The sequence below is a fragment of the Rhodococcus parequi genome (genome assembly GCF_046042785.1).
GTDB classification, from domain to species: domain Bacteria; phylum Actinomycetota; class Actinomycetes; order Mycobacteriales; family Mycobacteriaceae; genus Prescottella; species Prescottella parequi.
The window spans coordinates 204228-220864 of the sequence record NZ_JBDLNV010000007.1; the positions used below are offsets into that span (position 1 = coordinate 204228).

14 protein-coding genes are annotated in these 16637 nt (G+C 69.4%); 7 read left to right on the forward strand and 7 right to left on the reverse strand.

The genetic code is table 11. The features are described from left to right. Positions 1-33: 33 nt before the first annotated feature. The 4 genes from ABEU20_RS20075 to hemE form a co-directional block, all read right to left on the reverse strand. Entirely contained in the window at positions 34-468 is a 435-nt protein-coding gene (locus ABEU20_RS20075) for a hypothetical protein (protein ID WP_420166125.1), read from the reverse strand. Positions 469-589: 121 nt separating this feature from the next. Further along, positions 590-1285, reverse strand: coding sequence for a hydrogen peroxide-dependent heme synthase (gene hemQ / locus ABEU20_RS20080; RefSeq protein ID WP_420166126.1), 696 nt, complete (start codon positions 1283-1285; stop codon positions 590-592). Positions 1286-1289: 4 nt separating this feature from the next. Then, on the reverse strand, positions 1290-2654 hold the full coding sequence (locus ABEU20_RS20085; protein ID WP_420166127.1) for a protoporphyrinogen oxidase: 1365 nt from the start codon (positions 2652-2654) through the stop codon (positions 1290-1292). Next, a complete protein-coding gene (hemE, locus tag ABEU20_RS20090) occupies positions 2651-3718 on the reverse strand; it encodes a uroporphyrinogen decarboxylase (protein WP_420166278.1) in 1068 nt (355 codons plus the stop codon). The genes ABEU20_RS20085 and hemE overlap by 4 nt, the downstream gene beginning before the upstream one ends. A 118-nt stretch (positions 3719-3836) precedes the next feature. On the opposite strand from hemE, the gene ABEU20_RS20095 reads away from it, so the two are divergent. Then, a complete protein-coding gene (locus tag ABEU20_RS20095) occupies positions 3837-4436 on the forward strand; it encodes a DUF3000 domain-containing protein (protein ID WP_420166128.1) in 600 nt (199 codons plus the stop codon). Here the strand turns inward: ABEU20_RS20095 and ABEU20_RS20100 are convergent. Next, positions 4433-5611 (reverse strand): alpha/beta hydrolase, encoded by a 1179-nt coding sequence (locus ABEU20_RS20100; protein ID WP_420166129.1) that lies wholly within the window; start codon positions 5609-5611, stop codon positions 4433-4435. The genes ABEU20_RS20095 and ABEU20_RS20100 overlap by 4 nt on opposite strands. A gap of 150 nt (positions 5612-5761) precedes the next feature. On the opposite strand from ABEU20_RS20100, the gene ABEU20_RS20105 reads away from it, so the two are divergent. Beyond that, a complete protein-coding gene (locus tag ABEU20_RS20105; RefSeq protein ID WP_420166130.1) occupies positions 5762-7189 on the forward strand; it encodes a WS/DGAT/MGAT family O-acyltransferase in 1428 nt (475 codons plus the stop codon). Here ABEU20_RS20105 and ABEU20_RS20110 read toward each other — a convergent pair. Beyond that, the gene (locus ABEU20_RS20110) at positions 7134-7985 is read right to left on the reverse strand and encodes an alpha/beta fold hydrolase (RefSeq protein WP_420166131.1); all 852 of its coding nucleotides are present in this window, start codon (positions 7983-7985) and stop codon (positions 7134-7136) included. The genes ABEU20_RS20105 and ABEU20_RS20110 overlap by 56 nt on opposite strands. Positions 7986-8252: 267 nt before the next feature. Here ABEU20_RS20110 and ABEU20_RS20115 point away from each other — a divergent pair, with 267 nt between their 5' ends. The 5 genes from ABEU20_RS20115 to ABEU20_RS20135 all read left to right on the forward strand — a co-directional run bounded on the left by ABEU20_RS20115 (position 8253) and on the right by ABEU20_RS20135 (position 15604). Beyond that, on the forward strand, positions 8253-9494 hold the full coding sequence (locus ABEU20_RS20115; RefSeq protein WP_420166132.1) for an HRDC domain-containing protein: 1242 nt from the start codon (positions 8253-8255) through the stop codon (positions 9492-9494). A gap of 120 nt (positions 9495-9614) precedes the next feature. Continuing rightward, the gene (locus ABEU20_RS20120; RefSeq protein ID WP_420166133.1) at positions 9615-10847 is read left to right on the forward strand and encodes a thiolase family protein; all 1233 of its coding nucleotides are present in this window, start codon (positions 9615-9617) and stop codon (positions 10845-10847) included. Continuing rightward, positions 10848-12953 carry a 3-hydroxyacyl-CoA dehydrogenase NAD-binding domain-containing protein gene (locus tag ABEU20_RS20125; RefSeq protein ID WP_420166134.1) on the forward strand — a complete coding sequence of 702 codons (2106 nt, stop codon included), beginning with the start codon at positions 10848-10850 and terminating at the stop codon, positions 12951-12953. Positions 12954-13055: 102 nt separating this feature from the next. Beyond that, a complete protein-coding gene (locus ABEU20_RS20130) occupies positions 13056-14072 on the forward strand; it encodes an iron-siderophore ABC transporter substrate-binding protein (RefSeq protein WP_420166135.1) in 1017 nt (338 codons plus the stop codon). 95 nt (positions 14073-14167) lie between these two features. Next, positions 14168-15604, forward strand: coding sequence for a sugar porter family MFS transporter (locus ABEU20_RS20135; protein WP_420166136.1), 1437 nt, complete (start codon positions 14168-14170; stop codon positions 15602-15604). Position 15605: 1 nt separating this feature from the next. On the opposite strand, the gene ABEU20_RS20140 is transcribed toward ABEU20_RS20135, so the two are convergent. Continuing rightward, positions 15606-16421 carry a pentapeptide repeat-containing protein gene (locus tag ABEU20_RS20140; protein ID WP_420166137.1) on the reverse strand — a complete coding sequence of 272 codons (816 nt, stop codon included), beginning with the start codon at positions 16419-16421 and terminating at the stop codon, positions 15606-15608. Positions 16422-16637 lie beyond the last annotated feature (216 nt).

Consider the following 16637-nt stretch of genomic DNA (forward strand, 5'->3'; position numbering starts at 1 on the left):
CCGAACTCACGGTCCTCAGTCTGCCAGCGTGTCTCAGGGCACGATGAACACGCCTGCGCCGGCGATCGCCTGACCCTCCGCCGTCACAGAGGCCGCCACCGGACCGACCCCGGTGTGCACGCTCACCGCCTCACTGTTCGGGACCACCGACATCCCGAATGCGCCGGTGGCCAGGTTCCGCCAGTGCAGGTAATAGCTGCCCGTGACGGCCGGGCGTCCCGGCTCCGCCGGGTATCGAGCGGGGAACGTCACCATTCCCGGGACCTCCCCGGTGATCGCAACCGGGGTGTAGGAGCAAAACGTGTGGATCCCGCTGCACGCCCAGATGCCGGTGTTGACGACGAGGGGGATCTGGAAGGCGTTGACGGTCGGCGCAGCCGAGGCAGTGGACATCGGCGTCATCGCGAGACCTGCAGCCACGCCGACCGCCAGAACACCGGAACCGAGGAACCGTGGTGAAATCCGCATCGCGCTGCCCCTTCTCGTGGGCCCCGACGTGGACTCATCGTACGGCCACTACGCCGCCTCGGACCGCCCCGAACGCGACAACACCCCGCACCTGTCCGGTGCGGGGTGTTGTCGCATCAGATCAGGGCAGCGAGTTGACCAGCTGCTCGACGCTGACGCGCGGACCGGTGAAGAACGGGGTCTCCTCGCGCACGTGCATGCGGGCCTCGGTGGCGCGCAGGTCGCGCATGAGGTCGACGATGCGGTCCAGCTTCGGGGCCTCGAACGCGAGGATCCACTCGTAGTCGCCGAGCGCGAACGCCGGAACCGTGTTGGCGCGGACGTCGGGGTAGGTGCGGCCGGCCATGCCGTGATCGGCGAGCATCTTGCGACGGTCGGCGTCGGGCAGCAGGTACCACTCGTACGAGCGCACGAACGGGTAGACACAGATGTAGTCGCCCGGCTCCTCGCCCGCGATGAACGCCGGGACGTGGCTCTTGTTGAACTCGGCCGGGCGGTGCAGCGCGACGTTGGACCACACCGGGTCGCTGGACTGTCCCAGGTCGGTGGTGCGCCGGAAGTCCGCGTACAGCTTCTGCAGATCCTCGAGGTGCTCGGCGTGCGTCCAGATCATGAAGTCGGCATCGGCGCGGACACCCGCGACATCGTAGATACCGCGAACGACGGTGTCGGTGTCCTCGTAGGACGCGAAGAAGTCCTGCGCGTTCTTCACCGCGGCGGCGCGGTCCTCACCGAGGACGCCCGGCTGGACCTGGAAGACCGAGAACATCGCGTAGCGAAGGGTGGAATTGAGCTTGTCGAAATCGAGGCGTGCCATGGCCTCATACTGCCACTCGGGCCGCGAGCCGTGTCGCGGCCGTCGTTGCCGACGCGACGCAGGCCGGAACCCCGACCCCGTGCAGGTAGGCGCCCGCGACCTCGAGCCCGTCCACACCGTCGGCGGCGGACTCGATGGCCGCGACCCGCTCGAGGTGACCGGGCGCGTACTGCGGCAGACCACCGTGCCAGCGCTGGACGAACACGTCCACCGGTTCGGTCGACACCCCGGTCACCGTCTCGAGGTCGGCGCGCGCCTTCGCGATCAGCTGTTCATCGCTGTTGTCGACGACGGCGGCGTCCCCGAATCTGCCGTACGACGCCCGCACCAGCGTGACCTCACGGTCGGCCAGGTGCGGCCACTTGCGGCTCGACAGCGTGAATGCCTTGGCGCCCAACGACTCCCCCGTCGCGACGAGGATGCCGGAGTTCTCCGGAACCCCGGCGTCGTTCGGCAGAGCGAGCGCGACGACCGCGGAGGACGCGAGTTCGATGCCGGAGGCAGCGGCGGCCAGCCGCGGTGCCGCGGCCGCGACCAGGCGAATCATGTCGGGAGCGGGCGCAGCGAGCAGGACGCCGTCGACGTGCCCGATCGGGTCGAGCCACCACCCGTCGCCGGCCCGGCGCAGATCGGTCGCCGCGGCGTCCAGGATGGTGTGCGGCCGGGCCGCGGCGCGCAGCGCGTCGAGCAGGGTGCCGTAGCCGTCGCGCAGGGTGCCGAACACCGGTCCGGGTGACGGTGTCGGCAGCGCCGCCGTGACGGCGGCGGTGAGGCTCGTCGCCCCGGCGTCGAGAGCGGCTGCCAGCGCCGGCAGCGCAGCCCGCACACCGATCGATTCGGCCAGGCCCGAGTAGACCCCGCCGAGTAGCGGGTCCACGGACCGGCGGACTACCTGCTCGCCGAACCGGCTGCCGACCAGCGACGCGACGTCGATATCGGCGGACGCGTCCCAGTCGAACGGGACCGTGGGCTCGGCCGTGATGCGCGCGAGGGTGTCGGCATCCACGAGCCCTTCGACCGACTGTGCAGTCGACGGGATGCCCATGAGCGTGCGCGTGGGCAGCGGGTGCAGCGCGCCCTCCGACCAGATCAGCGGCTGCCGCCCGGCGGGATGGACCAGCTGGTCCTCGATGCCGAGTTCGACGAGCAACTCGGCCACCTCGGGACGACGCGCGATGAACGCCTCCGCGCCGACGTCGACGGGCCCGTCACCGAGGGGCACCGTCCGCAGCTTGCCGCCGAGCCGCGATCCCGCCTCCACGACGGTGATCTCGGCGTCGGCGCCCAGCTGCTGACGCAACCGAAATGCGGCGACGAGCCCGGTGACGCCGCCACCGACGACAGCGACCGAGACTCGCCTACCGGTCACAGCGAATGCACCAGCTCCACGACGTCGGTCAGGATGGCCGGATCGGTGTCCGGCAGAACCCCGTGTCCGAGGTTGAAGATGTGCCCGGTTGCCCCGGCGGCGAGGGCGGCGTCCGCCTCGCGGCAGATGCGCCGAACTTCCTTCTCGGTCGCGTCCCAGCCGGCGAACAGCACGGCCGGATCCAGATTGCCCTGCAGGGCCTTGCCCGGACCGACGCGGCGGGCGGCCACGTCGAGCGGGATGCGCCAGTCGACACCGACGACGTCGGCGCCGGCCTCTCCCATCGCACCGAGCAGCTCGCCCGTGCCGACACCGAAGTGGATACGCGGCACGTGCGCGGACTCGACCTCGGCGAACACGCGCTCGGAGTGCGGCAGCACGAATTCGCGGTACTCGGCCAGCGACAGTGCGCCCGCCCACGAATCGAACAGCTGGACCGCATCGACGCCGGCGTGCAGCTGCGCCTGCAGGAACGCGATCGTGATGTCGGTGATGCGCCCGAGCAACGCGTGCCACGTCTTGGCGTCGGCGTGCATGAGCGCCTTGGTGCGCTCGTGATTGCGGCTCGGGCCGCCCTCGACGAGGTACGACGCAAGCGTGAACGGCGCTCCGGCGAAACCGATCAGCGCCGTCTCGCCCAGCTCGGCAGTGAGCAGCCGGACGGCCTGCGCGACCGCGCCGACCTCGTCGGGCACCAACCGCGGCAGGGCGGCGACATCGGCGACCGTCCGCACCGGGTTCTCCACGACGGGACCGATGCCGGCCTTGATGTCGAGGTCGATACCGGCCGCCTTGAGCGGAACCACGATGTCGGAGAACAGGATCGCCGCGTCGACCTTGTGCCGGCGAACGGGCTGCATGGTGATCTCGCAGACCAACTCCGGATCGAAGCAGGACTCGAGCATCCCGATTCCCGCCCGGATCTCCCGGTACTCGGGCAACGAGCGTCCGGCCTGACGCATGAACCACACGGGTCGATGCTTCACCGGACGGCCCGTGGCCGCCGCCAACAACGGTGCGTCGTCGAGAACCCGCCTGGCGGGGTACTCGGCGCGCCCGGTCATCCCTGCATTCGTATCTTCCAAGCCGCTCATCGGGGTCCATGCTGCCATGACCCGGCGCCGGGGCAGAATCGGCGCGCCTCCACCGCGCCACCAGGTGAGCCGTCTAACGTCCGCTGGTGTGACGACCCCGGGATTACCCAACGAACCCGCCCAGTTCCGCGCCGCCGTCGACGCGATGAACTCGGCTGTGGTTCGCCCGGAAATCGAGGTCGGTCCGATCCGGCCCCCGCAGCGGCTCGCGCCGTACAGCTACGCGATCGGCGCCGAGGTGCGGCACGACGACGGCGACGCGACCGGCGAGCACGAAGTGTTCTCGGAGGGGGACGCCTTCGGCAGGCTGATCCTGCTGCACGACCCGGACGGTGACGAGGCGTGGAACGGGACGATGCGGCTCGTCGCCTACATCCAGGCCGACGTCGAGCCCGCGCTCGCCGCCGATCCGCTGCTCCCCGAAGTCGCATGGAGTTGGCTGGTCGACGCGCTCGACGAGAAGGCCGACGAGATCGTCGCTCTCGGCGGCACGGTGACCGCGACCAGTTCGGTGCGCTACGGCGACATCGCCGGCCCACCCCGGGCACACCAGTTGGAGTTGCGGGCGTCCTGGACGGCGACATCGACGGAGCTGGCCTCCCACGTCGAGGCGTTCTGCGACGTCCTCTCCTATGCCGCGGGCCTGCCGCCCGCCGGAGTCACCAAGCTCGGCAAGCGGAGTCGTTAACCCACGTCCTCGCGCCCGTGCGCGTCCTCGCCTCGCTGCGACGCCCGCGCCCAGCCCAGGAAGTCGGCGACACCCTGCACGACGGCGGCACTGCGGATCGACGGGAAGATATCGAACGCGTGCTGCGCACCTTTCAGTTCCGCGTAGGCAACGGGGTTGTCCGACACCTCGCGCAGCCGGCGCACGAACTCCCGCGCCTCGCCGACCGGGATGAACGAATCGCTGGTGCCGTGCACGACGAAGAACGGCGGCGCGTCCCGGCGCAGGTGGTTGAGCGGTGACGCGGCCTCGTAGTCCTCGGGGAAGCGCGCCTTCTTGCCGAGGACCATCGACATGAGTCCGGACTCGACACGCTGGCGCGTCGCCTTGATCCCGGTCTCGCCGGTGAAGTCGTAGACGCCGTAGTGCGGGGCGCACGCCTGGATCGACGTGTCGGCGTCCTCGAAGCCCGGTTGCAGGCCCGGGTCGTTCGCGGTCAACGCCAGCATCGCCGCCAGGTGCCCGCCCGCGGAGCCTCCCGTGACCGCGACGAAGCCGGGATCGCCGCCGTAGCCGGCGACGTTGTCCCGCAACCACGCCACCGACTGCTTGACCGCGATCAGGTGCGCGGGCCACACCGCCCTCGGGGAGAGCGGATAGTTGATCGCCGCGCACACCCAACCGCGTGAGGCCATCTCGAGCATGAGCGGGATGCCCTGATGATCCTTGCTCCCGATCACCCACCCACCACCGTGCACCTGAAGCAGGACCGGGGCGTCCTGCGGGGTGTCGCGGCGGTGGTAGACGTCGATCCGGAACCGACGGCCGCCCGGCGCGTACGCCAGGTTGCGCACCCGCACGACGTCCTTGCGCCGCATCCGGAACGGCAACGCCAACTGCCGCCACGGCATCCCGACGACCGGTGCCGATTCCCCGGCGAGGGCCCGGTAGTCGCGTCCCAGCTCCGACGTGAGCGCGGCCTCGACCTCCATACGTGCGCCCCGTCCGGCGGCGATCACCGCCGCGAGGCCGGCAACGGACAGCCCGGCGACGGCGACCCCGGCGGCGTCGCCCTTGCCTCGCACGCCGTGGCGCGCGACGTGCACCCCGGCGTCGACTGCCGTGGCCGCGAGCAACTGCGGAGCAAGCTCTGCGGTGAGCCAGCCGGCCAGGAAGGTCGGCACCGACAGCGGCATTCCGGGAACCGGACGAAGGGCATTTATTGCCAGGCCCGCAGTTGCCAATTGTCGTAACAGGAACCGGTTACTGATCCACATAAAGCCATTCAACCATGACCTTTGTCACAACGCACCCGGGAAACTGGAACAGGTTCTACCGTTAACTGCATGGAGAGACTCAGTGGAATGGACGCCAGCTTCCTCTACCTCGAAACCCCGACACAGATGCTCCACGTGTGCGGCCTGATCATCCTCGACGGGTCCACGGTTCCGGGTGGCTATTCTTTCGCGAAACTGCGCGACGAACTCGCGATTCGCGTCAAAGCCATGCCCAGCTTCAAGCGTCGGCTCGCGGACAGCCGCTTCAACCTGGATCACCCGGTGTGGGTCGACGACACGGACTTCGACATCGACCGGCACTTCCACCGAATCGCGGTGCCGGCACCCGGCGGACGCGACGAGCTGTCCGAACTGTGCAGTTCGATCGCCAGCCAGCCGATGGACCGCTCGCGGCCGCTGTGGGAGATGTTCGTCATCGAGGGCCTCGAGGACGGCTCCGTGGCGGTCATGTCGAAGATGCATCACGCGAATGTCGACGGCGTGACCGGCTCCAATCTCATGTCTCAGCTGTGCGGGCTCGAACCCGACGCGCCCCGGCCGGACTTCGACCAGCTCCCCGAGGGCGCCGGCCGCGCGAGTTCGCTCGATATCGCCGTCGGCGGCCTGATGTCGTTCGCGTCCCGCCCCCTCAAGATGGTCAAGCTGCTACCGGAGAGCGTCACGTTGCTGCCGCGATGGATCGGCCGGGCCCGCAAGGGAGAGGCGATGCCGACGCCGTTCACGGCGCCGCGTACCTCGTTCAACGGCGCGATCACCGGCCGCCGGACGCTCGCCTACAAGGAACTGAGCCTCGACGACGTCAAGCTCGTGAAGAACGCCTTCGGTGTGAAGGTCAACGACGTCGTTCTGACCCTGTGCGCGGGTGCCCTCCGCAAGTACCTCGAGGACCGCAACGAAATCCCCGACAGCTCGCTGGTAGCGACGGTGCCGGTCTCGGTGCACGACAAGTCGGATCGTCCCGGCACCAACCAGATCTCGGTGATGTTCACCCAACTCGGCACGGAGATCGCCGACCCGATCGAGCGGTTGCACTTCATCGCCGAGCACAACGCGATCAACAAGAACCATCACGCCGAATCACTGGGCGCGACGCTCCTGCAGGACTGGGCGCAGTTCGCGGCACCGGCCACGTTCGGCAGCGCGATGCGCGTGTACTCCAAGCTGAAGCTGGCCGAGCGGCACCCGGTGGTGCACAACCTGGTCGTCTCGAACGTCCCCGGACCGCCGATGCCGCTCTACTTCCTGGGCGCCCGCATCACGCAGATGTATCCACTCGGGCCGGTCTTCCACGGTGCCGGTCTCAACATCACCGTGATGTCGCTCGAGGGCCGGCTCGACGTGGGTCTCGTCTCGTGCAAGGAGCTCGCGCCCCGGCTGTGGGACCTCGCGGACGCGTTCCCCGAGGCCCTCGCCGAGTTGGTCAGCGCTGCACGCGCGCAAGCACCGAAGAAGAAGCAGCCAGCAGCCCCTCGGTGAACGGATCCGCATTCATGACGCACGACGAATGACCGCAGTCCACCTCGTATGTCGCGGCGCCGGCGATCTGGCGCGCGAGCCAGCGCTGGCGTCGCGGCGGGATGATGAGGTCCTTCGTGGGCACCACGACGGCGGTCGGGACGTCGATGTCGCCCACCCAGGCCGTCGAATCGAACTTGCCGATCTCCGCAGTCGCGCGGCCGATAGCGCCGTAGCTCGTCTCCCGGAACTGGGCGTACGCCCACACCCGGTCGCCGCCGAACCGCGGTCCACCGACCGGCACCGGGCCGGGGCGCGGCTTGAGGGCGCCCAGCCCGTAGCTGAGGGACTCGAGCGCGACCCGCTCGCGGGAGTTGCGCTTGAAGTGCGCGGCACCGGCGCACAGCACCAGGCCGGCGACGCGATCGCGGTGCCGCTTCCACATGAGCTGCGACACCAGCGAGCCCATCGAGTACCCGACGGGAACGACCCGGTCGAGGCCGAGCACATCGGCCAGGGCCGCTACGTCGTCGGCGCAATCCTCGAGGGTGAACCGCTCCGACCGGATGCCACGCCCGTGCCAGCGCTGATCGAGCACCACGACCCGCGTCTTCTCGGCGAGCCGGGCGATCGCCGGGTACCAGGTCAGGGTTCCGGTGCACGCGAGTGCGTGCAGGAGCACGAGCGTCGGCTTGTCGGCATTGCGCTCGGTGGCGCCCGTGTCGATCACGTAGGTGCTGCCCCGCCCGGGTAGCTCGACCATCGAGCCGACCGGCATCTCGCCGACAGGAGCGACGGCGGCCGCAAGGTTGACCATCGAACTACCTCTCGATTGGTGTCCCGCCCTGCCGGCGCTGCCCACGAACGGGACCGGCAAAACTGAAACTTGTTCTACCTCATGACCCGCTCTGCCGCGGAGCATTCCGGCATTCCGGCCGAAGCCCCCGGCCGTCGAGGGTGCGCCCACCGGCGCAATCACGCCACGACAGTGTTCTTGGTCACATGTCCAGCTTTTCGGCGAAATACGGACGGACACGCGTCCGCCGACGTGGAAATCGTTTCTGCCCACGTAGAGTTCTGGCCTATGCCAGACAGCACCGAGCCCACCACCCCCGTGCCACTCCTGGTTCCGGCCGACGGTGTGCCACCGGTGATCGAGACCGCCGCGGGCGTGCGCGACGCCGCCGAAAGACTCGCGGCCGGAACGGGACCGTTGGCGGTCGACGCCGAGCGCGCCTCCGGTTTCCGCTACTCGTCGCGCGCCTACCTCGTCCAGCTCCGCCGCGCGGGCGCCGGCTCGTTCCTGCTCGACCCGATTCCGACCGCGGGCGATCTCGAACCGCTCCGCGACGCGATCAACGGCCTCGAATGGGTCCTGCATTCCGCCGACCAGGATCTGCCGTGCCTGGCCGAGTTGGGCCTGGAGCCGGCCGCACTGTTCGACACCGAACTGGCCGGACGCCTCGCCGGGTTCGAGCGCGTCGGGTTGGCCGCGATCGTCGAGCGCACGCTCGGACTGGAGTTGCGCAAGGGCCACGGCGCCGCCGACTGGTCCACCAGGCCGCTCCCGGACGCGTGGCTCAACTACGCCGCCCTCGATGTCGAGGTGCTCCTGGAACTGCGCGAAGCGATGGCGAAGGAGCTCGCCGAGCAGGACAAGACGGACTGGGCCGCACAGGAATTCGAGCACGTTCGGCTGGCTGGGCCACCGCAGCCCAAGCCGGACCGCTGGCGCCGGACCTCGCAGATCCACAGTCTCAAGAGTCCGCGCCAGCTCGCCGCGGTCCGGGAACTGTGGACCACCCGCGACGAGATCGCCCGCAAGCGCGACATCTCGCCCAGCCGGATCCTGCCGGACTCGGCGATCGTCACGGCCGCGAGCGCCGATCCCAAGAGCATCGACACCCTGCGGGCACTCCCCGTGTTCGGCGGTCCGCGTCAGCGGAGGTCGTCGCGGATCTGGCTCGGGGCACTCGAGCGCGCGCGGATGCTGCCCCAGAGCGAGCTTCCGCCGGTCAACCAGCCGTTCACCGGCCCTCCGCCACCGAGCCGCTGGGCCAAGCGCGATCCCGACGCGGCGGCGCGACTGGCCGCGGCGAAGGCTGGGATCTCGGAGCTGAGCGAGCGGGTGCACGTACCCGTCGAGAACCTGCTGAGCCCGGATCTCGTGCGTCGGGTCTGCTGGGAACCGCCCGCCACGCCGTCGACGTCCGACACCGACGCGGCAGCCGCCGTGGACGCCGCTCTCGCCGCGGCCGGAGCACGCCCGTGGCAACGTGATCTGCTGGTGCCGATCCTGGTCGAGGCCATCCGCGCAAAGGCCTGACCAGGCGAGACGAGCGGTTGGACGCCCCACATGTTACTGGCGGGTAATTAGCGCTACAGTGGTGCGTGTCGGGTCATCGCACCCGCGTGACCGCATCGTTCCCGCCAGGAGGAATCCAGCGTGGCTGCTTCCGCTAACTCCAGAAACGTCGTCTTCGTCGACGGCATCCGCACGCCGTTCGGCAAGGCCGGACCGAAGGGCATCTACGCCGAGACCCGCGCCGACGACCTGGTCGTCAAGGCCATCCGCGAACTACTGCGCCGCAACCCCCAGCTCGATCCCGCCCGGGTCGACGAGGTCGCGATCGCCGCGACCACGCAGACCGGCGACCAGGGCCTGACCATCGGCCGCACGTCCGCGATCCTCGCGGGCCTGCCCGAGACGGTCCCCGGTTTCGCGATCGACCGCATGTGTGCCGGCGCCATGACCGCGGTGACCACCACCGCGTCCGGCATCGGCTTCGGTCAGTACGACGTCGTCATCGCCGGCGGTGTCGAGCACATGGGCCGCCACCCGATGGGCGAGGGCGCCGACCCCAACCCGCGCTTCCTCGCCGACCGCCTGGTCGACCCGAGCGCGCTCGTGATGGGCAACACCGCCGAGAACCTGCACGACCGGTTCCCGTCGATCACCAAGGAGCGCACCGACGCCTACGCCGTCGCGTCGCAGAACAAGTACGAGGCCGCCAAGAAGGCCGGGCACATCGGCGACACCCTCGTGCCGGTTGCGACCCGCTCGGGGGCGGGCTGGGGCCTGGCCACCGAGGACGAGCCGCCGCGTCCCGGCACCACGCTCGAGGACCTCGCCAAGCTCAAGACCCCGTTCCGTCCGGCCGGACGCATCACCGCCGGTAACGCCGCGGGTCTCAACGACGGTGCCACCGCCGCGATCCTCGCCGGCGAGGACACCGCGACGGAGCTGGGGCTGCCGGTCGGCATGCGCATGGTCGGCTTCGCCTTCCAGGGTGTCGATCCCGCGGTCATGGGCATCGGTCCCGTGCCTGCCACCGAGAAGCTGCTGGCCCGGACGGGTCTGAAGATCGAGGACATCGGGCTGTTCGAGATCAACGAGGCGTTCGCCGTGCAGGTGCTCGCGTTCCTCGAGCACTTCGGCATCGCCGACGACGACCCCCGCGTCAACCAGTGGGGCGGCGCCATCGCGTGCGGCCACCCGCTCGCGTCGTCCGGCGTGCGTCTGATGACCCAGCTCTCGCGCCAGTTCGCGCAGAACCCGGGCGTCCGCTACGGCCTGACCACGATGTGCATCGGCCTCGGTATGGGCGGCACCGTCATCTGGGAGAACCCCAACCATGCCGACTACGCTGCGTCGATCCAAGAGCCGGGAGCCAAGTAAATGACCGACATCGCAACCGCATTCGCCGACGAGGTCGTCACCAATGCCTACACCAAACTGATCTCGGTCCCGGGCATCGACGGCCCGGTCGCGCTGATCACCCTCGACAACGGCTTCGACCACACCAAGCCGAACTCCTTCGGTCCGCGCGGACTGCTGGCGTTCGACAAGGCACTGGGCGAGGCCTTCGAGGCCGATCCCGCCGCGATCGCCGTCACCGGCAAGCCGTTCATCTTCGCGGCCGGCGCCGACCTCAAGGGCGTCCCGTCCATCACCACCCGCGAGCAGGGCCTCGAGCTCGGTCGCCTGGGACACAAGGTGTTCCGCCGCCTGCGTGAGTCCGAGGTGCCGACGTTCGCGTTCGTGAACGGCGTCGCCCTCGGCGGCGGCCTCGAGGTCGGGCTGCACTGCCACTACCGCACCTTCGCCGACAACGTCGGCGCGCTCGGGCTGCCCGAGGCCATGCTGGGCCTGGTCCCCGGCTGGGGCGGAACCCAGTTGCTGCCCAACCTGATCGGGCCGGCGGGCGCCGTCACCGTCGCGATCGAGAACCCGCTCAACAACGGCAAGGTCATCAACTCGAAGAAGGCGCTCGACCTCGGCATCGCCGACGTCGTGCTCGGCTCCGCCGACTTCATCGAGCAGTCGCTGGCCTGGGCAGCGAAGGTCCTCGCCGGCGACATCACCCCGGCTCGCCCGGAGATCGACCGCGGCGCGGGGTGGGACGAGGCCATCGCTCGCGCCAAGGCGATCGTCGAGGGCAAGACCAAGAACAACGCGCCGGGCGCGGTGCGCACGGTCGAGCTGCTCGAGCTGGCCCGCACCACCGACCTCACCGACGCGAAGTCGCTCGACGCCGGTTTCGCGGCCGAGGACGACGCGCTGGCCGATCTGCTCATGACCGACGAGCTGCGCGCCGGACTGTACGCCTTCGATCTGGTGAACCGCCGCGCGAAGCGCCCGGCCGGAGCGCCGGACAAGTCGTTGGCGCGCAAGATCTCCGGTGTCGGCATCGTCGGCGCCGGCCTCATGGCGAGCCAGCTGGCGATGTTGTTCGTCAAGCAGCTCAAGGTGCCGGTCATCCTCACCGACATCGACCAGGAGCGCATCGACAAGGGCGTCGGCTACGTGCACGGCGAGATCGACAAGCTGCTCGCCAAGGGCCGCCTGTCGCCGGACGGCGCGAACCGACTCAAGGCCCTGGTCACCGGCTCGCTCGACAAGGCCGCGTTCGCGAACACCGACTTCGTCATCGAGGCCGTCTTCGAGAACATGGACGTCAAGAAGAAGGTCTTCGCCGAGCTCGAGGAGCACATCTCCCCCGAAACCGTGCTGGCGACCAACACCTCGTCGCTGTCGATCACCGAGATGGCCGCGGACCTGAAGCACCCCGAGCGGGTCGTGGGCTTCCACTTCTTCAACCCGGTCGCCGTGCTCCCGCTCCTCGAGGTCATCAAGGGCGAGAAGACCGACGACGCCACTCTGGCAACGGCGTTCGCTACCGCGAAGGCGCTCAAGAAGTCGGCCGTCGGCTCCGCCGACCTGCCCGGCTTCGTGTTCAACCGCCTGCTCATCCGCGCGCTCGGCGAGGTCATGAACGCGGTCGACGAGGGCACGCCGTTCGACGTGGCCGACAACGCGATCGCCGAACTCGGCATGCCGATGACGCCGTTCACGCTGCTCGCGCTCGTCGGGCCGGCCATCGCGCTGCACACCGGCGAAACGCTGAACGCCGCCTACCCGGAGCGGTTCAAGCCGTCGCCCGGTCTCGAGGCGATCGTCGAGGCGCGCAAGCCCGGTGTGTGGACCTGGACCGACAAGGGTCAGGTCGTCGATCCCGAGGTTGCCGCGCTGTGGCAGCAGGGCGACAACCCGTCGACGTCGGAGGAGGTGCTCGAGCGCACCCGCCGCGCCTTCGCCGAGGAGATCGCGATCATGCTCGAGGAGGGCGTCGTCGCCGCTCCCGAGGACATCGACCTGTGCCTGATTCTCGGCGGCGGCTTCGGCTTCTGGAACGGCGGCATCACGCCGTACCTGGACCGCACCGGCACGTCGGAGGCCGTGAACGGCAAGACGTTCCTGGCCGAGGGCGTTGCGAGCGTCTGACCCACCCACACGTGAAGGGCGTGCTCCCGCTTCGGGGGCGCGCCCTTCGCGCCGTCACACACTAGGTTAGGCTTCCCTTCACCCCAACGAAGGAGTCTGCAGGTGTTCGCGTTCACCAAGCGGCGTCGGATCGCCGCCACCATCGCCGCGCTGAGCGCGACCGCACTCGTCGCCGGCTGCTCGTCCAGCGACGATTCGACCTCGGCCGACGCGGCATCCGACGGGGCCTTCCCCGTCACGATCGCGAACACCTTCGGCTCCACCACCATCGATGCGGCCCCCGAGCGGATCGTCACCCTCGGCTGGAACGCCGAGGACATCGTGTACGCGCTCGGCGGCACCCCGGTCGGTATGCCGAAGAACTCCTACGGCGCCGACGAGAACGGTGTCATGCCGTGGCTGGCCGACAAGTTCGACGCGAGCAGGACCACGCTCCTCGACACCACCTCGTCGACGCCGATCGAGGCGATCGCCACGCTGGGACCGGACGCGATCCTGGCGCCGTACGAGGGCTTCGACCAGGCCACGTACGGTCAGCTGTCCGCACTCGCTCCCACCGTCGCCTACCCCGGCAAGGCGTGGCAGACCACGTGGCAGGACCAGACCACCATCGTCGGTCGGGCGATGGGCAAGTCCGGCGAGGCCGCCGACCTCATCGACGGCATGGACAAGATGCTCGCCGACACCGCGGCCGCGCATCCCGAGTTCGCCGGCAAGACCCTCTCGGTGATCAATCTCGACACCACCAACGGTCAGGTCAACGTCTACAAGCCGACCGATCCGCGCGTCCAGGTCCTCACCGAGCTCGGTTTCGTGAACTCGCCCGGCGTCGAGAAGATCGCCGCCGACAGCGATCCCGACAGCTTCTTCGCGAGCATCTCCGCCGAACGCATCAACGAGGTCGACGCCGATGTCGTCATCGCGTTCGTCTCCGATCAGAGCGAGGCCGCAGCGAACCCCGGCTTCAGCTCGCTGAAGGCCGTCCAGCGCGGCAGCGCCGTCGCGCTGTCCGACACCCAGGTCGTCGCCGGCCTGAGCCGCACCGGCGTCCTGGCGACGCCGTGGGTCATCGACAAGATCACCCCGCAGCTGTCCGAGGCCGCCGAGAAGGTCGGCTGACGACCTGCCGTAGCGCCCGGTCCGGTTGATCCCCGCGACAACCGAATTCGGCGTAGCGTCCCGTCTGAACCATTCCTTTCGGCGGGAGGCGAGCTATGTCGAACCTCGACACCACAGGCCAGCCCCCGGCCGCTCACGCGGCCGTCGGGCTGGCCGTGCTCTTCTCGGCGGCCGCCGCGCTCGGCGGCTTCCTGTTCGGCTACGACACCGCCGTCATCAACGGTGCTGTGAACGCGATTCGCGACCGTTACGACATCGGGGCCGGTGCGACCGGGCTGTCAGTGTCGTTGACCCTGTTGGGGGCCGCGCTCGGCGCCTGGGTCGCCGGCACCATCGCCGACCGCCTCGGCCGCATCCGCGTCATGCAGATCGCGGCGGCGTTGTTCGTCGTCGGCGCCCTGGGTTCGGCGTTCCCGTTCGGAATCGTCGACCTCACGCTGTGGCGCGTACTCGGCGGCGTAGCAGTCGGTTTCGCTTCGGTGATCGCACCTGCCTACATCGCGGAGATCGCCCCGGCCGCGATCCGGGGACGCCTGGGTTCGATGTACCAGTTGGCGATCGTGCTCGGCATCGCCGTCTCCCAACTCGTCAACTACGCGATCTCCCAGGCCGCCGGCGGTGGCCGCGGAGTGCTCCTCGGCATCGAGGCGTGGCAGTGGATGCTCGCGATCGAAGCGATCCCCGCGCTGCTCTATCTCGTCATGACGTTCACGATCCCCGAGTCGCCCCGACACCTCGTCCGCTGCGGGCGGGAGGACGCCGCACGCAAGGTCATCGGCGAACTCGAGGGCGGGGACGCGGAGGCCGTCGGCCACCGGATCGAGGAGATTCGGACCTCTCTGGGAGCCGAGCGTTCGCGGGTGGGCGTGCGGGCCCTCTTCGCCAAGAGCACCGGTGTCTCGGCGCTGGTGTGGGTGGGGATCGCGCTCGCTGCGCTCCAGCAGTTCGTGGGCATCAACGTGATCTTCTACTACTCGAGCACGCTGTGGCAGGCCGTCGGCTTCGGCGAGGACCGCTCGCTGCTGATCAGCGTCGTCAGCGCGCTCGTCAACATCATCGGCACGTTCGTCGCGATCGCGGTGATCGATCGCATCGGCCGCAAACCCCTGTTGTTGATCGGGTCGGTGGGCATGGCGGTGTCCCTCGCCACCGCTGCCATTTGTTTCCATTCGGCAACAGTGACGACGAACGAGATCGGCGAGTCGGTCGCCACGCTCGAGGGCGCCTCCGGCACCGTCGCCCTGATCGCGGCCAACGCCTTCGTCTTCTTCTTCGCGCTGTCGTGGGGGCCGGTCGTGTGGGTGCTCATCAGCGAACTGTTCCCCAACCGGGTCCGCGCTGCCGCGGTGGGAATCGCCACCGCGTCCAACTGGGTCGCCAACTTCCTGGTGTCCGCCACGTTCCCGTCGCTCGCGGACTGGAACCTGTCGCTCACCTACGGCGGATACGCGGTGATGGCCGTCGTCTCCATCTTCGTGGTGACCAGGTTCGTCACCGAGACCCGCGGGCGCACCCTCGAACAGGCCGGCTGAGCTACCCCCAGTGCGACGGACGCGACAACGCGTCCGGCAGTGCCGTCCGCGCGTCGCCACGCGCCGCGTTGACCTGGAACTGGGTCAGGAAGAGCGCGCCGGACATGTCCGCCCCGCCGACGTCCGCGCCGCGCAGATCCGCACCGATGAGGTCGGCCCACCGGAGATCCGCCCTTCGCAGGTCCGCACCGATCAGCCACGCACCCCGCAGGTTCGCGCCGCGCAGATCCTTCCCCGCCAGTTTCGCCCCCACCAGATCGGCGCCGCGACCATTCCGGCCACGGCGCGGGGCCTGCGCCCGAACCAACTCGCTCACCTGCAGGAGCAGCACGTTCACTGCATCACGCTGCGCGCCCACGTCGAGGTCCGTGAGCACGTCCGCCGACTGCTCGGTGAGGGTCTCGGTCTCGGCCCGCAACGCCGCCAGCGCGGGACGCAGCCGCTCCGCGACACGCAGCCGCAGCGACTCGTCCAGGTACCACAGCAATTCGTGGAGCTGCCGCATCACCGGGAACACGTCGAACATCTCGCGCGCCACGTCCGGGTCCTCGCGCCAACTCGTGCCGCCGAACGTCACCTGCGAGACCCGCTGGCCGGCGCCGAAGCAGTCGTACACGGTGCATCCGGTGAAACCCTTGTCCCGCAACTGCGGGTGGATCCCGCACCGGGAATCGGCCAGCAGATTGCGGCACGGCACACCCCCAGGCTTGTCCACGGCGAAGTCGGTCGACGCGGCGAACGGTAGCGCGACACAGCACAGACCGAAACAGCTCGAACACTCCGAGACCAACTCGGACGACACGATCGGCTCCGGCACCGGGACCTCCTGACGGATCGGGGACCACCATTTCCGCACGATCCAGGCCATGCAGGCAAATCAATTGCCGGACAGCGATACTCGCCTCGCCGCCCTCGCCCACCGGTTGACGGGCGTGAACGACCCGGCCGACACTGGTCGTGGCTCCCCTCGACGCCGCACCGAGCGGCACCGGCGTGGTCGGGACGAGTGCCACCGGGCGTGCCGCGGCGGGAG